Annotated in this window: 11 protein-coding genes and 3 pseudogenes; 6 read left to right on the top strand and 8 right to left on the bottom strand. The window is 66.7% G+C overall.

Annotated elements, in window-relative coordinates:
- Window positions 1–19: 19 nt before the first annotated feature.
- Complete coding sequence (locus tag ABZ862_RS37395) at window positions 20–3,031, top strand: hypothetical protein (RefSeq protein ID WP_360968756.1); 3,012 nt, start codon at window positions 20–22, stop codon at window positions 3,029–3,031.
- Window positions 3,031–3,720 (top strand): hypothetical protein, encoded by a 690-nt coding sequence (locus ABZ862_RS37390; RefSeq protein WP_360968753.1) that lies wholly within the window; start codon window positions 3,031–3,033, stop codon window positions 3,718–3,720. Before ABZ862_RS37395 ends, ABZ862_RS37390 begins: the two co-directional genes overlap by 1 nt.
- A gap of 160 nt (window positions 3,721–3,880) precedes the next feature.
- On the opposite strand, the pseudogene ABZ862_RS37385 reads toward ABZ862_RS37390, so the two are convergent.
- The 5 genes and pseudogenes from ABZ862_RS37385 to ABZ862_RS37365 form a co-directional block, all read right to left on the bottom strand.
- Window positions 3,881–3,994: pseudogene (locus ABZ862_RS37385) on the bottom strand (transposase); the annotation flags it as partial.
- Window positions 3,995–4,090: 96 nt separating this feature from the next.
- The gene (locus tag ABZ862_RS37380; RefSeq protein ID WP_360968750.1) at window positions 4,091–4,960 is read right to left on the bottom strand and encodes a reverse transcriptase domain-containing protein; all 870 of its coding nucleotides are present in this window, start codon (window positions 4,958–4,960) and stop codon (window positions 4,091–4,093) included.
- 7 nt (window positions 4,961–4,967) lie between these two features.
- The gene (locus ABZ862_RS37375) at window positions 4,968–5,390 is read right to left on the bottom strand and encodes a hypothetical protein (protein WP_360968747.1); all 423 of its coding nucleotides are present in this window, start codon (window positions 5,388–5,390) and stop codon (window positions 4,968–4,970) included.
- Window positions 5,387–6,216: pseudogene (locus ABZ862_RS37370) on the bottom strand (IS5 family transposase). The gene ABZ862_RS37375 and the pseudogene ABZ862_RS37370 overlap by 4 nt, the downstream one beginning before the upstream one ends.
- A gap of 79 nt (window positions 6,217–6,295) precedes the next feature.
- Complete coding sequence (locus ABZ862_RS37365; RefSeq protein WP_360968744.1) at window positions 6,296–6,784, bottom strand: reverse transcriptase domain-containing protein; 489 nt, start codon at window positions 6,782–6,784, stop codon at window positions 6,296–6,298.
- 723 nt (window positions 6,785–7,507) lie between these two features.
- Between ABZ862_RS37365 and ABZ862_RS37360 the strand changes: the two are divergent.
- Window positions 7,508–7,886, top strand: a pseudogene (locus ABZ862_RS37360) (transposase domain-containing protein); the annotation flags it as partial.
- A 149-nt stretch (window positions 7,887–8,035) separates the two neighbouring features.
- Here the strand turns inward: ABZ862_RS37360 and ABZ862_RS37355 are convergent.
- Both ABZ862_RS37355 and ABZ862_RS37350 read right to left on the bottom strand, forming a co-directional pair.
- Complete coding sequence (locus ABZ862_RS37355; protein WP_360968741.1) at window positions 8,036–8,518, bottom strand: hypothetical protein; 483 nt, start codon at window positions 8,516–8,518, stop codon at window positions 8,036–8,038.
- Between the two features lie 100 nt (window positions 8,519–8,618).
- Complete coding sequence (locus tag ABZ862_RS37350; protein WP_360968739.1) at window positions 8,619–12,551, bottom strand: SGNH/GDSL hydrolase family protein; 3,933 nt, start codon at window positions 12,549–12,551, stop codon at window positions 8,619–8,621.
- Between the two features lie 2,034 nt (window positions 12,552–14,585).
- Between ABZ862_RS37350 and ABZ862_RS37345 the strand changes: the two genes are divergently transcribed.
- The 3 genes from ABZ862_RS37345 to ABZ862_RS37335 all read left to right on the top strand — a co-directional run bounded on the left by ABZ862_RS37345 (window position 14,586) and on the right by ABZ862_RS37335 (window position 18,925).
- Window positions 14,586–15,101 carry a DUF2690 domain-containing protein gene (locus tag ABZ862_RS37345; protein WP_360968736.1) on the top strand — a complete coding sequence of 172 codons (516 nt, stop codon included), beginning with the start codon at window positions 14,586–14,588 and terminating at the stop codon, window positions 15,099–15,101.
- On the top strand, window positions 15,092–18,106 hold the full coding sequence (locus ABZ862_RS37340) for a hypothetical protein (protein WP_360968733.1): 3,015 nt from the start codon (window positions 15,092–15,094) through the stop codon (window positions 18,104–18,106). The genes ABZ862_RS37345 and ABZ862_RS37340 overlap by 10 nt, the downstream gene beginning before the upstream one ends.
- 99 nt (window positions 18,107–18,205) lie before the next feature.
- Window positions 18,206–18,925: a hypothetical protein gene (locus ABZ862_RS37335; RefSeq protein WP_360968730.1), complete on the top strand. Its 720-nt coding sequence runs from the start codon at window positions 18,206–18,208 to the stop codon at window positions 18,923–18,925.
- Window positions 18,926–19,301: 376 nt separating this feature from the next.
- On the opposite strand, the gene ABZ862_RS37330 is transcribed toward ABZ862_RS37335, so the two are convergent.
- On the bottom strand, window positions 19,302–21,563 hold the full coding sequence (locus tag ABZ862_RS37330) for a condensation domain-containing protein (protein ID WP_360968770.1): 2,262 nt from the start codon (window positions 21,561–21,563) through the stop codon (window positions 19,302–19,304).
- Window positions 21,564–21,669 lie beyond the last annotated feature (106 nt).

The raw sequence follows: 21,669 nt of genomic DNA, 5'->3' as shown, positions 1-21,669 counted from the left end.
ACCCATGTACCGATCACGGATGTTCCACTCGCGGATCAGAAGATTACGTCTGCCCGGCCCGGTCCTGGCGCTGGGCGTCCTCGCCGGCTCCCTCGTCGCACTCCCCGTGACCACGACCGCCACTCCCGCGCAGGCCGCGCCCGCCTCCGGCAAGCTCTTCTCCAATCCCGGTAAGGCCCTCGGCTCCCACTACACGGACTCCACTGACATCGATGTCCAGGCCACGGGCGACTCCGGCGGCCTGCACATCCTCATGGCCAAGGAGAGCGACGGCTTCACGTTCCGGGAGATCGCCCGCCTGGGCAACGGGGAGCTGTCCGACGTAGGACCGTGGACCGGGTATGTCTGCACCACCGGCTCCGGCCGGTATGCGGCCGCCGTGTACGCGCCCTCTGCATGGACCAATGAACCCGGCGCCACCGCCCGCGGCGCCTTCGCCGCCGTCATCCGTCTCTCCGACGGCAAGGTCACCGAGGTCGCCGACGGTGTGCAGCTCGCTTACTTCAGCCCTGGCTGCGGAGACGGCGACCGTGTGATGTTCACCTCCAGTTCCGCCACGGACACCGACATCGGCGACACGACCCTCATCGAGGCCGATGCCGCCACGGGCCAGGTCAGCAGCGAGCGGAAGATCGCAGGCCAGCTCACTCACGTCGTGCCGACCGCCCACGGCGACTACGGTGTCCTGGGCGGCAAGCTGGTCACGCTGACCGGGGGCGGCAAAAAGCTGAAGGCCACGGTCAAGGCGAAGGTGCCCGGCCCTCTGTTCGCGCTTACTGCGTCGGCGAACGGTGCCGTCGACATCGGGACCGTCCAGAACGGCAAGAGCGTCGTGACCCGCTGGCAGGGCGGGGCACTGACCCGGCTCGGCAGCGGCACGGAAGGCAAGGTCAAGCTCTTCTCGTCGAAGGGCGGTGACATCGTTGCCGGTGACGTGGCGGGCATCGACACCGCACATGCCCCCGGCCTCGTCCGCCGTGCCTTCGACGGCCGTCCCACGGGCGTCTCCCGAGAGGGCCACCTGGTGACCACCTCGGTCTTCTCGGAACAGATGAAGGGCGTCACCAGCAAGCTCGGCTCCCCCTCGGACGAGGGCGCCGGCCTGATCACGGTTCAGGCGAACGCGGCCGAGACGGACACGGCGGCCACAACCATGGTGGACGCGAGTCAACTGCTGCCCACGGGCGCGGACACGACCGGGACGGAACCGGCCGCGATCACCGCGGCGGACGCCTCCGGTCCCGACGACGTGGACCCGCTCACCTGCGGCGACGGCGGCCCGGAATCCCAGTGCCTGACCTCCAGCGGAGCCGACGTGTACGGTCCCGTCCTCGCCATGGAGGCGCCTTGCACAGTTGAGCGTAACGACCCCAAACGCCAAGCCCTCCAGCCGAGTGCGAACATGGTCGAGTGGGCCGTGGACCAGGCCGTGCACGGTGATCTCACCACCACCCGCCCGGCAAACTGGCATGACACGGGCCTGCCCGCCTTCAGCCCCCAGGGCCTGTTCCCCAAGGCGGACCTGACCGACGGCGACAGCGTCCCCGCCCAGGTCATGCTCGGTATCCTTGCCCAGGAGTCCAACTTCAAGCAGGCGTCGTGGCATTCGATCTACGGTGACTCGGGCAACGTCCTGCAGGCCGACTGGTTCGGCAACGGCGCGAGCATCCACTACTACCCCGACCGCAGTAAGGCCGACTGTGGCTATGGCATCGGTCAGGTGACCACCGGCATGTCAGAGGCCAAGCCCGACCCGTACGACACTCTTCACGCCGGCGCGATCGCCACCGACTACGCCTCCAACATCTCAGCCGGACTCCGCATCCTCACCGAGAAGTGGAACCAGCTGAAGGCCCTCGGGATGAACGTCAACAACGGCGACTCCAAGTACATCGAGAACTGGTACATGGCCCTGTGGGGCTACAACTCGGGTGTCTACACCGACAGCTCGGAGAAGACCGGCCTCGGCTTCCTCAACAACCCGGCCAATGCCGTCTACCCAGCCGACCGCGCCGCCTTCCTCCGCTTCGACTACGGCGACGCCTCCCACCCGGCCGACTGGCCCTACCAGGAGAAGGTCCTGGGCTGGGCCGAGGTACCGCAGCAGACCTGGAACGCCGAACCGTCGTACTCGAAACCCAACATGCCCGTGGCCAACGTCATGCTCAACACCCCCACCAGCTACGGGCTGTTCTGCGACCCGAGCGTCAACGCCTGCACCCCCGGCGCGGCCGACCCCTGCCCGACCCTGGACCAGCAGTGCCGCTGGAACCAGAGCGTCACCTGGGTCACGGGCCAGCAGGACGGCAACTCATCGACGGAGAACCTGGCTTACAGCCTGGGCTCGGGAGAACCGGCCCTGGAGAGCAAGTACGACCACGGACCCTGCATCGACTACCCGAACGGCGACGAGACAGCCCTCATCGTCGACGACCTGGGCGAGCACGAGAACACCTACGGCTGCGACGACATCGTGGGTGCCACCGACGGAAAGTTCACGCTCCAGACCGGCGACAACATCACCATGCAGCGCGACGACACGACCTGGCGTGCCACCCCGTACATCGCACAGATCGACATCCACCAGCTCGGCGCCGGCTACGACAACCACATCTACTTCACCCACAGTTATCCCGCGGGTGACATATTCCACAAGGTCACCGGCCGCTGGGAACTCAACCAGGCCCGCCTGCCCGCCGGCGATCAGCCCGGCAAGCGGTACGACGTGTTCGCCCACCTGCCCAGCCATGGCGGCCAGGCGAACGTGAAGTACAACTTCATTCCCGGAGACAACACTGTGGGGGCCGAGGCAGACTACTGCCACGTCAACCAGGCAACCCGCAGCAACGGCAGTGACACCTGGTTCGAGTTCGGCACCTTCACCTTCTGGAAGGGCGGCCGTATCGAAGCAGACAACCTACACGACCCGGGAACCGGAGACGCGGACGTCGCCTTCGACGCGATCGCCTTCGTCCCGCACAACAGCAAGGTCACCACACAGGCATGCAAACTGATCGACAGCGGTCCCTGATGAGCGACAGAAAGCGCGTCGGTCTCGCGCTGACTTCCGCAGTCGTGGGTGCCGTCCTGGCACTCGCCTCCTGCACCACGCACAAGCAACAGGATCCTCCGGTCGTCGCGGACGGCGAGCACAAGTCGCCACCGACCGAGCCGAGCCCCACACCGTCCTTCACACCACCGTCCGTCAAGTCCCTGCCTCAGCACGCCATCCTGGGTAGGAATGGCCCCAGACTGGGCAAGGTCACCACAATGTCCAAGGGCTACACAGCCAAGGCTTTCCTGGACCACATCTCCACCACCTGGAACATCACCCTGAAGGCCCCGAAGAGGGAGGAACTCCCCCTTAACCGCAAGGTGCTGGTCGCCACGGGAATCAGCCCCAAAGGGCGGTCGGTACAAACCTTCCTCTCCGACGATCTCGATCTGTCCTCCCTCATCTGCTCCACCCCGATCGACGACCAGCAGGGTGACTCTTTCCTGCGTGACTGCGCGGCGATCGACGTCCCCGGCGTCGACCAGGACGCCGCCGCCAAGTGGTTTACCGAAGCGGAGAAAGAGGACGACGCGCTGTACGCGAAGAAGAAGGAATCCGTCATCAGTGGGGCGTTCGCATCGGGCCCCGTCGTCATGTTCCTGGACCGGACCTCTGACAAGCACGCACTGAGAGTCCTCGGAGGGGCGGTGGCCGAGAACTCCTGACCCGCCCCACACCTGGCCCCCGTCCGCGGCAGCGGCCGGGGGCCAACCCCCAGCCTCCCATCAACTGCTCGGGCACGTATGTCGCAGCGAGCGGGGGTCCGTACGGTGATCGGGTCTTTCAAGATTTTCGTAGCCGGTGATCGCCGGGCATGGCGGAGCATCAGCTGAGCAGGATGCGCTGGCGGAGGAGCGGGAAGCCGGCCCGGCCGTAGGTCTGGCGCTTGAGCAGTTTGATCTTGTGGTTGACGCCCTCGGTGCGTCCGTTGTACCAGGGGGTCTTGGCCGCCGAGTAGCCGAGGGGATTCTCACCCCTCGGCCCTCACAGATCCGTACGTGACGATCTCTCGTCATACGGCTCTTGTCGTTCTGGTCACCAGACGCGGGGGGCGTGGGTGGTCCAGGCCCAGTGGGCGAAGAACCGGGGTCGTCGTGCGACGGCCTGGTTCCACGCCGTTTGGGCTTTCTTCCTGCCCCGCAGCCGTTTGAACTTCTTGCGCATCCACCGCATCAGGTAGGCGTTGACGCGTTCCAGGAGGGGATGGAGGGCCGACTGGTAGAAGGCCCCGTAGTACGCCATCCATCCCCGAATGATCGGGTTGATGAACCGTGCGAGGTCTGCTTCGGTCAGGCTGGTGCGGTGGTGCAGCCTCCAGGACCGCACCTCGGAACTGATCCTGCGCAGGGCTTCCCCGCTGATGGCGGGGATGAACGACCGGAACATCCGGCCGTCCTTGCGCACCGCGGAGCGTGTGCGGAAGGTGAACCCGAGGAAGGTGAACTCGGTGTGCTCGTACGAGGCACGCCGGTTGGCATCCTGGCAGTACACGATCCGGGTTTTCTCCGGGTGCAGTTCCAACCCCACCTCTGCCATCCGCTTCTCGACCGCCGCGAGCACGAAGCGTGCCTGGCGTTCACTGACGCAGTGGACCACCGCGTCGTCCACGTAGCGTTCGAACCCGATGGCGGGGAAGTTCCGGGCCATCCACGAGTCGAAGGCGTAGTGGAGGAAGAGGTTGGCGAGAACCGGCGAAACCGAAGAGCCCTGGGGCGTCCCTCGGTCCCGCTCGCGCCGTGTCCCGTCGGGCAGTTGCAGCGGTGCGGCCACCCAGCGCCGCACGTACAGCAGGACCCAGGACTGGGACGGATCAGTGTGGGCGGCGACCGCCTTGAGAGGGCGATATGAGACCTGATGTCCGATTCTTCGTTTCGTGCGGGGCAAGCGGGCAGGTCGTGGTGACATCGGTCGGCTACGGCCGAGGCTGGGTGAACAAGCCTGGCTCGGTCTCGGCCAGGATCCCGCGGTCGGCCAGCCGCTTGAGCTTGAGGCGGGCGTTGTTGATGGTGTTGGGCGCGACCGCCACGTCCATCGCCTCGCACACCTGTCGCGCACGCAGCGGATGGTCGGCCGCGGTGAACACCGCCATGATCTGCTGGTAGGCCGGATGGTCCGGCAGTTTCGGTGCCGGCGGCGCGGGCGGTTGCGGGTCGGGCAGCGCCAGCAGTGTCTTGCGGGTGACCTGGACTTCTTCGGCGGCCCGGACGAGTTCGTCGAGCTGTGTGGTCAGCTGAGTGATCTGTTCCCGTGTCGTCTCGGCCTGCGCGGTGATCTCGCGTTCCCGCTCCTCCAGCCGTGCCAGCACCGCGCCGAGGGTCAGCTCCCCGCCGGTCATGCGGTGCGCCAGGCGGGCACGGTTGCCGAGGTCAGCCGGCGCAGTATCACCGCGGTCATCGCCCAGTACACCCGCGACTCCGAACTGCGGGGCAGATGCTCGTAGTCGCGCACCAGCCTGCGGTGCAGCATCAAGATTCCATAGGCGCGTTCCACGACCCACCGCTTGGCCTGTGGAACGAACCCGGTCTGCGCGGGATTGCGCTCCACGACCTCCACCTCGATGCCCACCTTCTGACCGTGGGCGACGACGGCGTTCTTGAAACCCTGGTCGACCAGGGCCTTCTGTACGGTGTCGGTGTCGGCGGCGACCTTGTCCAGCAGGGCGATGCCGACGGCGTTCTCGTGCGCAGACGCGGCCGCCACGACTACCGCGATCACCAGCCCCAGAACATCAACGGCCAGGCCGCGCTTGCAGGCGGTACTTTTTTTGCCGGATCGCGCCCCGTCGACTCAGCGGGCACTCCGGCCGCCGCGTGCACGCTCTGGGTGTCGAGCACCACCAGGCTCGGGTCCGCCTTCCGACGCGCCATTTCCCGCACCTGCCAGCGCAGCAGGTCGTGAATGGTCTGGTCGATGCCGTCGTCACGCCAGGTGTAGAAGTAGTACTTCACCGCGCCGGGCGGCGGAAAGTCGTGCGGGAGCAGCTCCCACTGGCACCCGGTCCGGCCCTGGTAAAGCAGCGCGTTGACGATCTCCCGCATCTCGTACCGGCCCTGATGGCCGCTGACCGAGGGATGCGCGGCCTTCCACGCGGCGATCACAGGCTCCACCAGCGCCCACTGCTCGTCGCTCACGTCGGTCTTGTAGGGCTTGCGCTCGTTCACAGCGCCCAGCCCAACATGCCCATGGCCGCCGACCGGCCGGGATGCCGCACCGCCACACGTTTAGGTGACGACAAAACTCCTATGTACTCTCATTCCGCCCTCTGAGGACCAGGTCCCACGGAACGCTGTCGAAGAACGCGCGGATGTCCAGGTCGATGACCCAGTCCGTCTTCCAGCAGCGCTCCCGGCACCGACCTACAGCGTCGATCGCCGACCGCCCGGGACGATAGCCGTAGGAGTCCGGATGAAAGACCGGCTCGGCCTTCTTCTCCAGAACCCCGGCAACCACCGTCTGAGCGATACGATCCCCGATCGTGGGCACGCCTAAGATTCGGGCGCCCCCTTTCTTGGGGATCTCCACCGCACGCACTGGGGGCGGAAAATAGGTGCCGGAGGAGAGACGGTTCCAGATCCGGTACAGATTGTTCTTCAGATCCTTCTCGAACTCTTCCATCGACACCGCATCCACGCCCGCAGCGCCTTTGTTCGACCTGACTTTCTCGTACGCCTCCCAGACGGAATGCTTGGAAATATCGAACGGCTTGCGTGATGCTTTCAACTCGTTCACGCGACTCCTCCCGGGTGACGCCCGGTTGATCGAATAAACATAGTCACGAACGACCCGGCCCCTTCGCTCCACCCTCATTACAGGGGCTTCATCACTACTACGAGCCGGTCCGCCGGCGTGCCTGGCATCGGTACTCAGTCCCTCACGGCTTCGGACCGCCCGGGACGCTCCCTTTATCCCCGCTCACCAGCGGAGACGTATCCAGGCCCGCCTTCTCCTGTTCCGCACGAAGGCCGCAGACCGGGCTCGCGTCGCCTGCATGCCGGACACCGCCTGGCCAATAAACGGGCACCCGCCAGGCTCATCCCGGGACTGCCTTGAGGTCCCGGTTTTGATGTCTTCTCTACGTTTCGACACGTCAGCAGCGATTCACTTGCGTTCGCCTTCCCGATCCCCACCTGACACCGTTTTCCGGCGCCTTTTCCTCATCGTTCACCACGGCAGTCTTCAGCTAGCGCAGCATGAGGTGGTTTAAATCCTCCCCCCGCAGGGCGAATTTGAAGGGCCAAAACCTTCATCCTCCGTACAGCATCGCTACAAGAAGAGTTCCTACATGCTTCTTCCTCTCGCGTTCAGGACACAACAAGGCCGGGTAGTTAGCGTTTTCGCAGGTCACGCAAGTGAGTTGAAGGGTTCCCGACGCAGAGCAACGGAGCTCGTTGGTACAGGCAGTCGACCGAGACAGCTTGTCCCGAAGGAGCTCCGTTGTCCCGTCGTTGTGTCCTGCCGTCTGCGCTGACGGCCATCACCCGAACGGTCACCGTGGCCGGAGGCCGGTTCGCTCCTGGGCATCTGGGGGAGCTGACGGCAGTCGTGCCGTTTGAGCTGGTGGACGCGGTCCTTGCGGAGACGAGGACGGTGCAGCAGCGGCTGCGCGATCTTCCGTCGCGGGTCGGGGTCTGCTTCTTGCTGGCGATGTGCCTGTTCCCTGAGGTCGGCTATCGCCTCGTCTGGGACAGACAAGTTGACCGCAGGTCTGTCCGGGATGCCGGTGGTCTCTCCGTCTGCGAAGGCGTTGCGTGACCTGCGCCGGCGGATCGGCAGCGCGCCGGTGCGGGCGTTGTTCGAGGTGCTGGCCGGGTTGCTGGCCCAGCCGGGCGTTTCCCCCCGACGCCGCCAGCCTGCTACCGGGCCTCCTGGCAGCTACCCGGACCGGACTCACACCGGCAGGTGACGACGAGCTTACGAACCAGCGATCAACCATCTACACGGCCAACCTCCAAGTCCTGCTGGGCGTACGAAAGCGCGAGGTTAGGAGTTCATCAGCATGACTGTGGAGACGAGGAGTAGCGTGCCTGCAGTGGACAGCCCCAGTGTCCGGTAGGGGCGCCACAGCGCCAGTACCAGGGCGGCGGCCCATACTGCTCCGGCCACGGTGGCCGGTCCTGTTCCGGCTATCCGCCGTGCGGCGGCAATGGGTAGAGGAGCCAGCAGGAGGGTAGGGGGGATCACTGCCGCCCCGGGACGAATGCCCAGCAACCGGTACGCCGCGACGAGCACGACGAGGGCCAGGGCGAATGCGGCTGGGAACGAGAGCACCGGCCACGGCGTCAGGCAGAGGCTCGTCTCCTTGGCGCACACGTGGGCGTCGTAGCGGTAGGCCCCCTCCACGAGCTGGACGGCAGACCAGGTGAGAGCGGCACCGGTCACGGCAGCGCCCCCGGTACGCAGGGCCAGGAGTCGGCCGGACGGGGCCGCCGACTCGTCGTGCGGCTGGGAGGCAGGAGCGTTCATGACGGGATTCTCTCCGGTATCGATCGATGGCCGGGGTCTGAGCACGCGTGCTCAGACCCCGGCTAGGGGGCGGGTTCTGCCCGGATCTTGCCCGTCTGTACTACTGCAGAGCCTGTTCCAGCACGTCGGTGTAAAGGAGGGCTCCCGCGATCTTGGGATGGAACGACGCCATGGCGGGTTCGGGGGCATCGGCGTCCGCTCTGGAGCGTCCGGTCTCCACGACGCCGTTCACGTCCTCCGGGTCACCGCACACTGCTTTCCCCTCGAACGCGTTGCGTGGGTCGGCGAAGACCACGTTCGCCATCTGCTCCAGCGCGACGTCGGTGACCGCGCCCTCCATCTCCTCGTCCAGGGTGTCAGCGACAGAATTCAGCCAAGGGGCCTCCTCGGTCCCGATGCCCGGGGCACCGCCGCACTGTCCGTTGGCCGAGAGCAGACGGGGGTAGCCCATCAGGACGATTTCCGCGTCCGGGGCTAACTGGTGAATACGGGTCAGCACCTCCACGATGCGTGGCCGGACGGTGTCGTGGAGCCATTTCGGGGCCCAGTCCTTCAGGGGGCCGGTGTCTCCCGGCGCGGCATCGCCGGTGTCCGGGTCCTTGTTGCCGATCGCCGTGTCCTGGCACAGGTCCAGTACGGCGCCGTATACGCACTGTTTGAAGACATCGGTGAACCTTGCGTCGTTGCCGCCGACGGACAGGGTCACCAGGGTGGTGTTCTCGTCGAGGTAGCCGGCGTCGATCTGCGGCACTTCGTGGGACTGTCCTTCGTCGAGCATGTTGAATGTGCGGGCGCCTGAGCAGGCTACGAAGTGGTAGTCCATCTGCGGATCGAGGCTGTCCGCCATCAACCCGATGGACTGGGCGTAGCCGGGCAGGGTTGCCTGACGTGACCAGGCCAGGGTGGAGCGGTGGCACTTGTCGACCAGGGCGTCGTCGTCGTTGGGGTAGTCGGTCTCGGAGAAGAAGTCGGTCCCCCCGGTGGCGCTGACGCCTTCACCCGAGGAGTAGGAGTCGCCCATCGCGACGACGGAGTTCGCGGGCTTTCCGCTCAGAGGCTGGAAGGCGATGGCGCCCCAGGCGATGTCCTCGTCCGCGGTGCCGTCCTCTGTCGCGTTCGACAGTGTCACCGTCGGTGTTCCGGTGAAGTGGAAGGCACCGAGGCTGACCCAGCCGGGGTGGGGGTAGAGGGAGGAAGCCGTCTGTCCGGCGCCACCGGACCGCTGAAGAATCACCCGTTGAGGACTGGTGCTGTCGGAGCCGCCCACCACGTACGTGGCCTGTCTGGTCTGGGCGCCGGTGTCGGGCAGGTAAACCAGGACGCGTGCCCAGTCCAGGCTCTGTCCCAGTGTCCAGGTGCCGTCGACGGTCATTTCTCCGCCGTCGCCGCCGAGGTGGTCGGCGTTACGGGTGTGGGCATACCAGAAGTGGCCTCCGTAGCCGCCACCCACCTGGTGGAGGTCTGCCTTGGCCTCGTATGTGGTTCCCAAGGTGCTCGGATAGAAGGTGAACTGGAAACTGCCCGACGAGGCGACCGGTCCGCAGTCGCTCCACGACTCGGTCCCATCAGGTACGGAGGCGACTATGTGCGAGCCGGCCGGGGCGCCGGAACAGACGGGCTGGCCGTTCTGCAGCCGGTAGCCGCGTCCTGGCTCCGGTATGAGGGTTGCGTACTTGATGTTTTCGAAGCCGCAGGTGGTGGCGCAGTCGCTCTTCCAGGTGGCGTTGGGCTGGTTCCACCAGTACTGCGTGTAGCACTCCTCGGTGCCGCAGTTCGGAGGGGAGTCCGGGTCGCAGCCGTTGGTGCTGGTGCAGAAGGTGTCGAGCAGCGGTGTGACGTGGGCGCGGTTGTACCGCGCGCTGCCTGCGGTGGTGACGGGGAGGTCCGTGCCGTTCCAGTAGGCGGGGCGGAAGCCGGCGGACGCGAAGCCGGACTCACCCGGCCAGTCCTGCCGGCCGTTGGTGGCGTAGGAGAAGCCGGTGTCGATGGACCAGGCGGCCCAGCCCATTACCTTCTCCTCGTAGGGCCAGTCCTGGGGGTGTGCGGCGTCGTGGTTGGCTTCGGTCCCGTCCACGTCCGTGTTCATGAAGGGGTGGTTCCAGCCGTTGGCGTAGATGGGGTTGGCGGGATTGTTGTACCAGCCGAGCCCCCAGTTCCCGCCGTTCTCGGCTGCGTCAGACGGTGCGTTGAAGCCGAGGTTGTAGTTCCAGACCGCGGTGAACCAGTTCTCCACGTGGGAGGAGTCGTCGTTGTTGACGGTGATCGTCTGGCCGGGGGCGTGGACCTCGTTCCACTTGTCGGCGAGGATCTGCACGGAGGCGGCGATGTTGGTCGCGTAGTCGATGGCGACGGCCTTCTGCAGAGTCGGTGACAGGCTTGTCTCACCGTCCTTCTCGTGGTCTGCCAGACGCATGCCGTCGGTGATCTGACCGACTCCGTAGCCGCAATCGGATTTGTCCCAGTTGATGTCCCAGTAGGCGTTCGGGTCGCCCGGGTCGGTCTCATGGCCGTAGTAGCCGTCCACGGCGGCGAGGGGGTTGCCCATCTGGCCAGGGACGGAGCCGGATTCCGCCTGCCGCAGGTTGGATTCCTGGGCCAGGATGCCCAGGAGGACGTTGGCGGGAATACGGCCGCCGCCGGTCAGGGTGGGTGCAGGGAAGAGCCCTTGCGGGTCGATCGTGCTCAGGCCGGTCTGGTTCCGGTAGCCGCCCTGAGTCAGGTAAGAGGAACGCAGATCACCTCGGACGGCCATGTCCACGGCCCACTCCACCTGGTTGGGGGTGGGCTGCAGCGCCTGAGCGTCGGTGTCGTTGCGGGAGATCGCGCACCAGCGGTCAGGGTCGGTGGGGTCGTGGGACACGTTCGTTGCAGCTGTGCTCTCCGAATGGGTTTCCACGCCTGTGTCGGAGACCGGCCGATCGCCACCGGTGAGAGCCGGTGAGAGACCGGCGTGACCGGTGGGCGCCGTGGTGTCGGTGACCGTCTGGCTGATCTTCGTTCCGGTCGTGGTGGCGGTGGACGTCACCGTCAGCGGAGCGTCGGAGGCAATGGTGGCCGGTGCCTGCGCGACGTCGCTCTGCGAGGGCGAGTCGCCGACGCCGGTGCCCTGCCGCCCGACGCCCGCGATGTTGGCCAGGCCCGCCCGCATCCCGGGAGTGAGCACCGGATCGACTGCGAGCCGTCCGTGGGAGGAGACGTCCGTGCCGACGGGAGCGTCCACCAAGGTGACCCCGGTGCCCTCGGTACGGGGGGTGCCGGTCGGGTGGCCGGTGAGGAACACCTGGTCGGCTCCGCCGCGCTCCAGCGCGAGGTCGCCCAGTTTGCCCGTGGCGACCGTGGTCGTGCCGTTGCCGTGCCACACCCGCGCACGCGCGTTCTCAGCGCCGTTGCGCTCGATGAAGGCGATCTTCCCGCCCTTCAGCGGATGGATGTCAAACGGCACACCACCGGCCGTGAACAGGTCCTTGACCTTGCCCGCGCGGTCGAGGTGGACCAGGTGACCGGCCATGGCGCCGACGACTCCGTCCTTGACGGGGACGGCGCTGGTGATCTCGCCCTTCGCCGCAGCCCGGGTGACCGTGCCGCCGGCGGTGTTCACCGTCACGACCCGGCTCATGGTCCTGGCCGCGTCATTCATGTCTCGGAAGGCGGTGAAGGCGGCGGTAGCGGTGTTCGGGTCACACGACGGGTCGAAGTAGACCAGAGACGCGGTGAACGGAAGCTTGGTCACCCGACCGGTGCTGAGGTCGATGATCGCGGCGAAGGCCCCGCCCTGCATCAGGTCCGGCTTGTTGGTGAAGGTGCGCGGCGCATAGACGGCAGCGACGTGGTCGCGGTCCATCTGGCACTGATTGCCGATCCACGAGTCCGCGGGCATCCCGGGCTCGGCGAGGACGGCAGCGGTCTTCCACTCATATACATTCACGCTGTCGGAGTAGAGGATGTGCAGGCCATCGGTGTCTGCGGCGGCGGTGACGGCCCGGTCCTCGGCCGTCTTCCAGCCCTTGCCGAGTTTGGTGTCGGGGTCCCCCACCCTGCCGTCGGACGTGGGATCGGCTGTGCTCGCGGCGGTAGTCGGCACGGGTGCCGCAGATGCGGGTACCGCCTGGGTGAGGCTGCTCATCAGAGCGGTACAGATCAGCGCCGCGGCCAAGGCGGCGCGGTTTCGTGTTCTGCGTCTCAAGGGAGAAATACACCTCCGGTTCTCGGATTCGGTTCTCGATCGCCGGGCCCCTGAGACCGGTCTGAGCGCGTATCTGCCAGGCGGAACGCGAGCCACCCGTCCCACCTATGAGTCGGTCCCCTCGAACGAGATGATCTAGGCTGCCGGGTCGGCGGGTACCAACACCCGGTCCTGATTTGACGAGAAGGTCCCGCGTCCCGTGCTGGATCTCCCGGCAACGTGCCAGGGAAGAAGCACCGCAACGACACGTCGTATCCCGGCAGGCCCGTCACGCCCGGCAATGCAGAAACACAGAGGAAACTACGAGACGTGGGGAACACGGATGGCGGTGTACACACCACGGTCGTTCACGGTCAGCTGGATCTGCCGCAGAACGTGAAGACGGTGGTCTCGCCGTCCCTTGTCGGCGCGGCGGCCAGGGACGTCAAAGCCGCCGGAGTTGCTTCTGGAGACGAGGTGGAGAGGGGCGACGGCGGCTGGGGTGCCGCGCCTTCCGCGGAACTGATTGCGTGGAAATGGTGTATCCGGTGCCGCACACGTCAACGGTCGTGACGGCGGCGACCGCGTCGGACGCGATGATCTGCTTGGTCGCAGCTGTCGCCTGAGCATCGGGCCTGGACGCCGTTGCTGCCCAAGGTCTGGATGACCCGGTCCGCATTCCCGGCACGTTACTCGGCCATCGACGAGGTCGGCACGACCCCCATGAAATCTAAAACGGCCGTGGCGGCGACACCCATGCGTCTTCTTCTCCACACCTCCGCTTTCTCGTCAGTGAGCTGTCATCCTGTGCTCGGGGGACAGGAATTAAAGGCCCACGATGTGTGGGTATGACGCAGGAACCACCGGATCCCGATGAAGGTTATGCCAGGTGATTTCCGCGTGGATATTCATAATTTCCATAGACACGTACCTGGCGTCAAGCACCTCAGTAACCATAGGCTACCGCGGGAGTTGTACGAGTAAAGCAAAGTTCAAGATGGATCTATGGCCGGATCGGCACCCTTTACAGCTTCCGAGACGGACTACTTCCGTCCACTTTTGTGGGGAAAATCTCCATACGCTCATCTTGGGGGACGTCGGGCCCAGCAAGGGCGTTCTCGGCCGGTCACGCCGCTCGCCCTCCAGTCGGCGGCAGGCGAATCACGGCCTACCGGACCTTTGAACCGTCAGGGTTCTGTCGAGATGAACGGTGCGACCACTGGCGCACACTTCCGGCCGTAGCCTGCGGTGCAGCCCGCGGAATGCGTATTCCCCTCCGCGGTCGCCGTGGCGCACACGGCCGGCCTCCAGGCGACCCGGCAGGGCGGGTGTATGCGGGGTGCCGACACTTCCTCGGCCCGCCGTCGCGCTTCGCGGGCCTCCCGTCTTGCCGCCCGCACGTGGTACGCGGAGCGACAGGCCGTCTTCATCCTCACGCAGCGGTGCGACCGGGGAGTTCGCCTTCTCGAGGCGAATGAACCAGCGCATATAGAAAATTTCGTGCCGAGTTGTATCCAAAGCCCCGTCAACGAGAAATGCGAGCTACGGTTCCTCCGTGTTCGGCGCTGCCAGGAATTGTTCCAATCTACTCCCATACGTACACCTGAAGCGCTTTTCTTTCACATGATCACCAACCGGACAGACCGCCTTGAAAAGGCCCGGGATCGGCATGCTTCTCTGATTCCGATCCAGCTTCCGAAAATACCAACCTCTGAACGTTCCTTGGCGAGAACTTGGTTGATCATGTTATTTCTCGGGGAAGACTCTGAATCGTCACGTGATCAAACACGTCCGCGCGGGACAGCGACGAGGGAGAAGTGTCGCACGCGTACGGCTGCACATAATCCCGCGGCCGGCCCCGGGAAGACGCCTATTCGGCCATTGAACGCGAAGGATGTCACGGCCATGCAAAAATTCTTATGGGTTGTCCGCTTCCGACCCGCTTTTTGGTTCAGATATCTACTGCCGGCCCTTGCTCTGGCCTGCGCGGCTGTGAGCGCCTTTCCCAGCCCGGCATCGGCCGCCTCCTGCAAGAGTACGGAGTGCACCGGTCAGAGTCCCGTCACAACGGGATGTGACAGTGACGCCCGACTCCTGGAGGAGATCGATGAGACCGGGTACTCCCTGCGCTTCTTCCACTCGGGCGCCTGCGACGCCTCTTGGGCCAAGGTGACCCTCGATACCGACTACACCCTCGACCCGCGGGCTGCGAACATCTTCTATGTTCCTCCGCTCGGAGGCAGCGAGGCATCGTACTCCACGGGATACATCGCATACGAAGACGTGGCCGAGGCGACGCCGATGGTCGGTGGAGATTCGACGGCCAAGGGCTGTGTCACCGAGATGGGCGAGGGATTCGACCCGGCGCCGGAAGCGTGGCAGCAGCAAGGGACGACCGGGGAGTGCACCCAATGGCACTGACGAGAAGCGCGAGCGCCGCGGGCTCCCCCGTACGAGCGCGGCGCCGGTCGGCCAGGACGGCAGCGCTGTCCTGCGCGCTGGTGATTGCGGGCCTGCTGCCCACCTCGGCCGTGACCGCTGCCGCCGCACCGCAGAAGCCGGCCGCCCGCACCGACGGCGAGCTGTTCGCCTCTCCCCGCCAGGCGTTGGGCAAGGACTGGCAGACGTCCTCCGACCGGTCGGTCATCGCGACCGGCGACTCCTCGGGCTTCCACATCCTGGTGGCCGACGAGTCGCAGTCCTTTCAGTACCACGAGCTGGCCAACCTCACCGAGACCGGACTCGACGGCATCGGACCGTGGACCGGATACATCTGCACGACCGGAACCGGGCGGTACGCGGCCGCCGTCTACGCCCCGTCCATCGCCGCCAACAAGCCGGCTCTGATGCAGCACGGTGCCTTCGCCGCCGTAGTGGACCTGGCGACCGGACGGATCTCCAAACCGGTCACCGGCGTGCAGCTCGCCTACTTCTCTCCGGGCTGCGGCCAGGACGACACCGTCACTTTCACACGTAGCGCCGTCGGCGACTCGGCGCATGGCACCACCGAGCTTTTCAACATCGACGCTTCGACCGGCAAGACTCTCGACCACGCCACGGTCAAAGGCCAGTTCACCAACCCGTTACCGACCTCCGACGGCGACATCGGTGTGCTGAACGGACGGCTCGTCAAGGCCGCCGCCGACGGGACGACCGTCCCCCTTGCCGAGCTGCCGGGCCAGCCGTTCGCACTCACCCCGAGTGCCGACGGATCCGTCGATCTGGCCCTCGTGGCGGACGGCAAGGACGAACTGCACCGCTTCGACGGTCGGAACCTGACGAAGCTGGGCACGGCGCCGCTCGGGCAGCTCGGTCTTTTCCCGCGGCGCGGCGGCGACCTCGTCGCCGGACAAGTGTCCGGCATCGATACCGCCAAGGCACCGGGTCTCATGAAGGCCGATGCACCCGGCAAGCCGCTCGCCGCGTCCCGGGAGGGCCACCTGCTCACCACCTCCGTGACGTCGGAGGAACTCAAGGGGATCACTTCGAAGATCGGGGCCACCAGCGGCCAGGGGGCCGGGCGCATCGACGTACGGGCCTTCGCCACGGCCACCGACACCATGGCGACCACGCAGGTGGTGACAACTGAGGCGGCTGCGGCCACGACCGACGACGTGGAGCCCGACTACAACGGACAGCCGGAGAAGGCAGCCCTCGCACAGTCCGGTGTCGCCCCGAGTGACCCCAACCCCCAGACGCACTACTCCAACTGTCTCGTCAAGCGCAACGACCCGCACGCCCAGGCCCTGCAGCCGAGCGCCAACATGGTCGAGTGGGCCGTCGACCAGGCCGTGCACGGCGATCTGAACATCACCCGGCCGACCAACTACCTCGGCACCGGCAGCGACGCCTACAACCCGCAGGCTCTCTTCCCCCGTGTCCCGCTGTCCGACGGCGGTACCGTGCCCGCCCAGGTCGTGCTCGGCATCCTTGCCCAGGAGTCCAACTTCAAACAGGCGTCCTGGCATTCGGTACCCGGGGACGGCGGCAACCCGCTGCTCGGCGACTACTACGGCAACGGCGACAGCATCCACACCTATCCCAACGGGACCGTGGCCGACTGCGGTTACGGCATCGCCCAAGTCACCACCGGGATGAACGAGGCAAAACCGAACCCGTACGAGCCCACCAAGGCATACGCCATCGCCACCGACTACGCGGCGAACATCGCGGCGGGCGTGCAGATTCTGAGCCAGACGTGGAACCAGCTCAAGGCGCTGGGCATGAACGTCAACACCGGCAGCTCGGCGTACGTCGAGAACTGGTTCATGGCGCTGTGGGGCTACAACAGCGGCGTCTACACCGACTCCTCCCAGAACGGTGGTCTCGTAGGCCTGGGCTGGTTCAACAACCCGGCCAACCCCACCTACGAGCCCGACCGCGCCCCGTTCCTGCGCGCTTCCTATGACGACGCCGCGCACCCGGCGAACTGGCCCTACGAGGAAAAGATCATGGGCTGGGCGGAGACCCCCCAGCGGACCTACAACGGCCAGCCGTCCTACTCGCTGCCCCAGTTTCCCGCCAGCGGCACCAGTCCGGCCGGCAAGCTCAACCTGAACCTCGACTACCGCGCCTACTGTGACAGCTCCAACAACTGCGATCCCGGCGCCGCGTCCGGAAGCGACCCGTGCCCGGCGGAGAACGAGTCCTGCTGGTTCCATGACTCGGTGAGCTGGGGCGCCGGTCAGGACCCCACCACCGGCTCCACCGAGAACCTCGTCTACACCCTCGGCAGCGGCGAACCGGCCCTGAACCGGCAGTACACCGCGGGACCTTGTAACAACGCCCCGCAAGGGCTGCTCGTCGATGACCTGCCCGAACCGGACGACAACACTCAGGGCTGTACGGAATCGCAGCAGGACGAAGGTAAGTTCACTCTGCAGTTCGGGGACAACTTCACCTACAACCGCAGTGACGGCACCGTCCGGGCCACCGGTGACATCGCGGCGATCGATCTGCACCAACTCGGCGCGGGCTATGATGGGCACGCCTGGTTCACCCATGGCTACGCGGGCGGCTCCGGAAGCGCCACAGATCTGTGGCACAAAGTCACCGCTACTTGGACTCCGGACCCGTCCAAAATGTCCGACCCCGGAACCACCGGTCTCCTCTACGACATCTATGTCCATCTGCCCAACCACGGCGCGCAAGCCATTGTCCCATACACCGTTCACGTCGGCATGAACACCTCCGGCGTGACGCCCACTCGCACCTGCAGCGTCAACCAGGCCACGAGAAGCAACGGCAACGACGTCTGGGTCGAACTCGGCACCGTGCGCATGTGGCAGGGTGGCAGCCTCCAGGCCGACAACTCCAGCCGCTCGGACTACACGGGTGACCTGGACGTCGCATTCGACGCGGTGGTCTTCTCCTCGACCACATCGGCGTCCAGCACGGGTATCTGCTTCCACGACGCGATGCCCTGATCCACTCCACATCCCACGGCACGGCGGTGCGTTCCGCAGTCGGCCCGATGCGGGCGCACCGCCCAGTGGGACATCCGCCCCGCAACGGAGCCCACGTCCATGAAGCTTCCCCAGGTCCTCGCAGCGGCACTCCTCACCGGAGCTCTTCTCGCCGGATGCTCCTCACCGCACGGCTCCTCACCGGGTTCCGTCTCCTCGGTCTCACCGGGACCGGACGAGGGCGAGATCACCCCCTCCGCCTCAGTCACGGCCACTTCGCCGGCCACAGGCACTTTCACCCCGTCCGACTGGCCCACCCGACCCGTGACGGCGGACAAGATTCCCACCGGCCTCAGCAACGCCGCCTTCGCGAAGGGATACACCGGCGCCGACTACCTGGCCCGGCTGACGAAGCGGTGGCACATCTCGCTGAGCTCGAAGAAGAAGACAGATTTCAGGGCGGACGATGACCGGCCCGTCGTGTGGTTCTCCTCCGGTGCCGCCCACCCCACGGCCAGCACCGAACTGTCCGTCACCGTCGTGTGGAGCCTGGACGGCAACCTCAAGTCCCTGACATGCGCCGCCAGCCGGACGGCCACCGCACGCACCGACTTCCTCGGCCAGTGCATCCAACTGGACCATCCGGGCGCGCATCCGGGCGCGGCGGCGCACTGGCTGAGGACGACGACACCAGACGTCGACAAGGTGTACGACCAGGCCAAGAAGACCGTCGACAGCCCCTTGTACCGATCGGGCCCTGCGGCCTCCCTCTTGGTGGAGTACGACACGGGCAAAACCGGAGCAATGTATTCACTCCGGATCTTCGGTGTGTCCTCATGACGTGTCATCCGAGGTGCGGGTGTCACGGACACGCCCTCGGAGTGCAGCCGCTCCATGCCGATCCCCTCGCAGTGTGGAGACGATCTATGCAGCCAGTCTCTCGGCGAAGGTGGCTCGGTAGCCACGTTCGTAGTCGATCGGGCTCTTGAACCCGCACACGCTGGGCAGCCGCCTGGCGTTGTAGAGGTCGGTGATTGAGGCGGCGATCCCGAAGCCGGGCCTCGGTGCGGGTGCGGAAGGTATGCCGGTGGACGTATTCCTCGGCCACCCCAGGGATCGGCTTCCCGGTCTCCGTCACGATCCGTACCGCCCCCTCGCGGAACTCCGCGTTATAGATGCGCTTCCTGGATCCCACGACCCTCAACTATCCCTCCGGTCACGGTCTCCACGTTACGAGGGGAGGCTCAGTCTCCGTCGGGCCGTACTCGTTGACGATCCGGGGCGCTCCGGCACCCGTGCGCCAGGCCGCGAGCTGCTCCTCGTGCAGTTCCTCACCGCCGACGACCAGGGTGCGGGTCCACGCCCCGGCACGCGCGGGAACCGTAGAGCCCTCGAGCATCTTCAGGTGCGAGGGGGTGAGCTTGACGAAGGCGAGGCCGGTGTCCGCCTCGGCCGAGACGCGCAGAGCCTCGCCCGGCCTGCCGGAGTCGTCGGCGAGCAGCAGGCGCCGGCCGGCCAGCAGCGGGGCGAAGAGGCTGGTCACGGTCAGGTCGAAGGAGAGCGAGGAGTGCACGGGGACAGCGCCGTCCGCCCCGGGCGGCAGGTACGTCTCCACCGCCCACAGCAGGTAGTTGGCGACCTGGCGGTGGGAGAGCATGGCTCCCTTGGGCCCGCCGGTCGAGCCGGAGGTGTACATCAGGTACATCAGGTCGTCGGACCCGCCGTCACCCTCCGGCGGAGCCCCGGTCACCTCCTCGGCCACCCGGTCCAGGTCCACCACGACGGTCGGGATACCCGGGATGTCCGGGTCCCCCGGCCGTGCGTCGGTGACCAACAGCACGGCCCCGCTGTCGTGCAGCATGTGATCCCACCGGGCCTTTGGATAGACCGGGTCGAGCGCCACGTACGCGGCGCCGCTCTTCAGCACGGCGAGCAGCGCGACCAGCGCCTCGGGCGTGCGGGGCAGCAGCACCGCGACCACGCGGCCCGGACCGGCGCCCAGGCCACGCAGCCGGTGGGCGAGGCCGTTGGCGCGGCGGTCGAGGTCCCGGAAGGTCAGGTCGGCGCGGCCTGGCGCCGACACGGCCACCGCGTCGGGGGCGGTCCGCGCCCGCTCGGCGAAGAGCCGGTCCACGCGCACGTCCTCGGGGCGGTCGGCAGGTGCGCCGTGGCCCTCACGCAGGATCCGCTCGCTCTCCACGGCCGTCAGCAGCGGCAGTTCACCGATCCGTGTGTCCGGGGCAGCGGCCACGGCGCCGAGCAGTACACCCAGCGATCGGGCGAGCCGCTCACCGGTCGCCGTGTCGAACAGGTCCGTGGAGTGGATGAGCCGGCCCTCCAGCCCGGCGCTGGTCTCCCAGACGTTCAGGTCGAGGTCGAAGCGGGCGGCGTCGTGGTCCAGGTGGTCCAGTGGAATGAGACCGATCCCGCCCGGCAGGGTACGAACCGGACGCGGCGGCGTGTTGTGCAGGGTGAAGTTGACCTGGTAGATCGGGTTCCGGCCTGGGCTGCGCTCCGGGTGCAGCCGCCGGGCGACCAGGTCGAGGGGCACGTCCTGGTTCTCGTACGCCTCCAGGCACGTCGTGCGGACTTCGGACAGGAAGTCCTCGAAGGACGCCTCCGGTGCGATCCGCGAGCGCAGCGGGACCGAGTTGGCGAAGAAGCCGACCAGGTCGTGGAAACCGCGGTAGCGCCGGTTGGCAACGGTGGTGCCGACCACCACGTCGTCGTGGCCTCCGTAACGCGCGAGAACGATCTGGAACGCCGCGAGCAGCACCATGAACAGGGTGCTGCCGGTGCGCGCGGAGATCTTCCGCAACTCGTCGGTCACGGGCGCGGGAACGGTGAACAGCGTGGACTCGGCACGCCCCTGGGGGCGCTCGGGCCGAGGAAGGTCGGCGGGCAGCGGCATCGGGTCCGGGGCACCGGCCAGCCGGCGTTCCCAGTAGTCCAACTGGCTTGCGGCCTCGGCGCCTTCGGCCCACTCGTGCTGCCAGCGGGCGTACTCGGCGTACTGCACTGTGTGGGCGGGCGGTTCGGGCGTCTGCCCGTCCAGGCGCGCCCCGTACGCGGTGCCCAGATCGCTCAGGAGGACGCCCAGCGACCAACCGTCGACGACCGCGTGGTGGAAGGTGAGTACCAGGACCGCGTCGTCGGCGGCGAGGCGGAGCAGCCGGAACCGCATCAGTGGTCCTTCCGCCAGGTCGAAGCGCTCCTCGGCGTCCGCCCGCGCGAGTCGCTCGGCCTCCGCCTGCCGGTCGTGCCCGGGCAGCGCGGACAGGTCGACGACGGGCAGCGCGCGATGCCGGTACGGCAGGACCCGCTGCACAGTACGGCCGTCCCGGACCGGAAGGACGGTGCGCAAGACGGCATGGTGGCGCAGCAGGTCGTTGAGGGCGGCTTCAAGGGCGGTGTTGTCCAGCGGTCCGGTGAGGCGGTGCACGACGGGGCTGTGGTAGGCCGGGCTGTCCGGATCCAGCCCGGACAGAAACCCGAGTTCGACAGTTCGCGGGCATGTAAGCGCTGGTGATCATGGCGTTGAGCTGCGGGAGCGGGCATGGCTGGGGTGAGGGGGCGTGTGCCCA

This window comes from Streptomyces sp. NPDC047000 (assembly GCF_040644295.1).
Lineage (GTDB): Bacteria > Actinomycetota > Actinomycetes > Streptomycetales > Streptomycetaceae > Streptomyces.
The sequence above is the reverse complement of the archived record's forward strand: the minus strand, read 5'-3'. Positions and strand labels throughout refer to the sequence as shown.

Coding starts and splice junctions, on each gene's coding strand:
- ABZ862_RS37395 (WP_360968756.1), top strand. CDS start 20: ATGTTCCACTCGCGGATCAGAAGATTACGTCTGCCCGGCCCGGTCCTG.
- ABZ862_RS37390 (WP_360968753.1), top strand. CDS start 3,031: ATGAGCGACAGAAAGCGCGTCGGTCTCGCGCTGACTTCCGCAGTCGTG.
- ABZ862_RS37380 (WP_360968750.1), bottom strand. CDS start 4,960: ATGTCACCACGACCTGCCCGCTTGCCCCGCACGAAACGAAGAATCGGA.
- ABZ862_RS37375 (WP_360968747.1), bottom strand. CDS start 5,390: ATGACCGGCGGGGAGCTGACCCTCGGCGCGGTGCTGGCACGGCTGGAG.
- ABZ862_RS37355 (WP_360968741.1), bottom strand. CDS start 8,518: ATGAACGCTCCTGCCTCCCAGCCGCACGACGAGTCGGCGGCCCCGTCC.
- ABZ862_RS37345 (WP_360968736.1), top strand. CDS start 14,586: ATGCAAAAATTCTTATGGGTTGTCCGCTTCCGACCCGCTTTTTGGTTC.
- ABZ862_RS37340 (WP_360968733.1), top strand. CDS start 15,092: ATGGCACTGACGAGAAGCGCGAGCGCCGCGGGCTCCCCCGTACGAGCG.
- ABZ862_RS37335 (WP_360968730.1), top strand. CDS start 18,206: ATGAAGCTTCCCCAGGTCCTCGCAGCGGCACTCCTCACCGGAGCTCTT.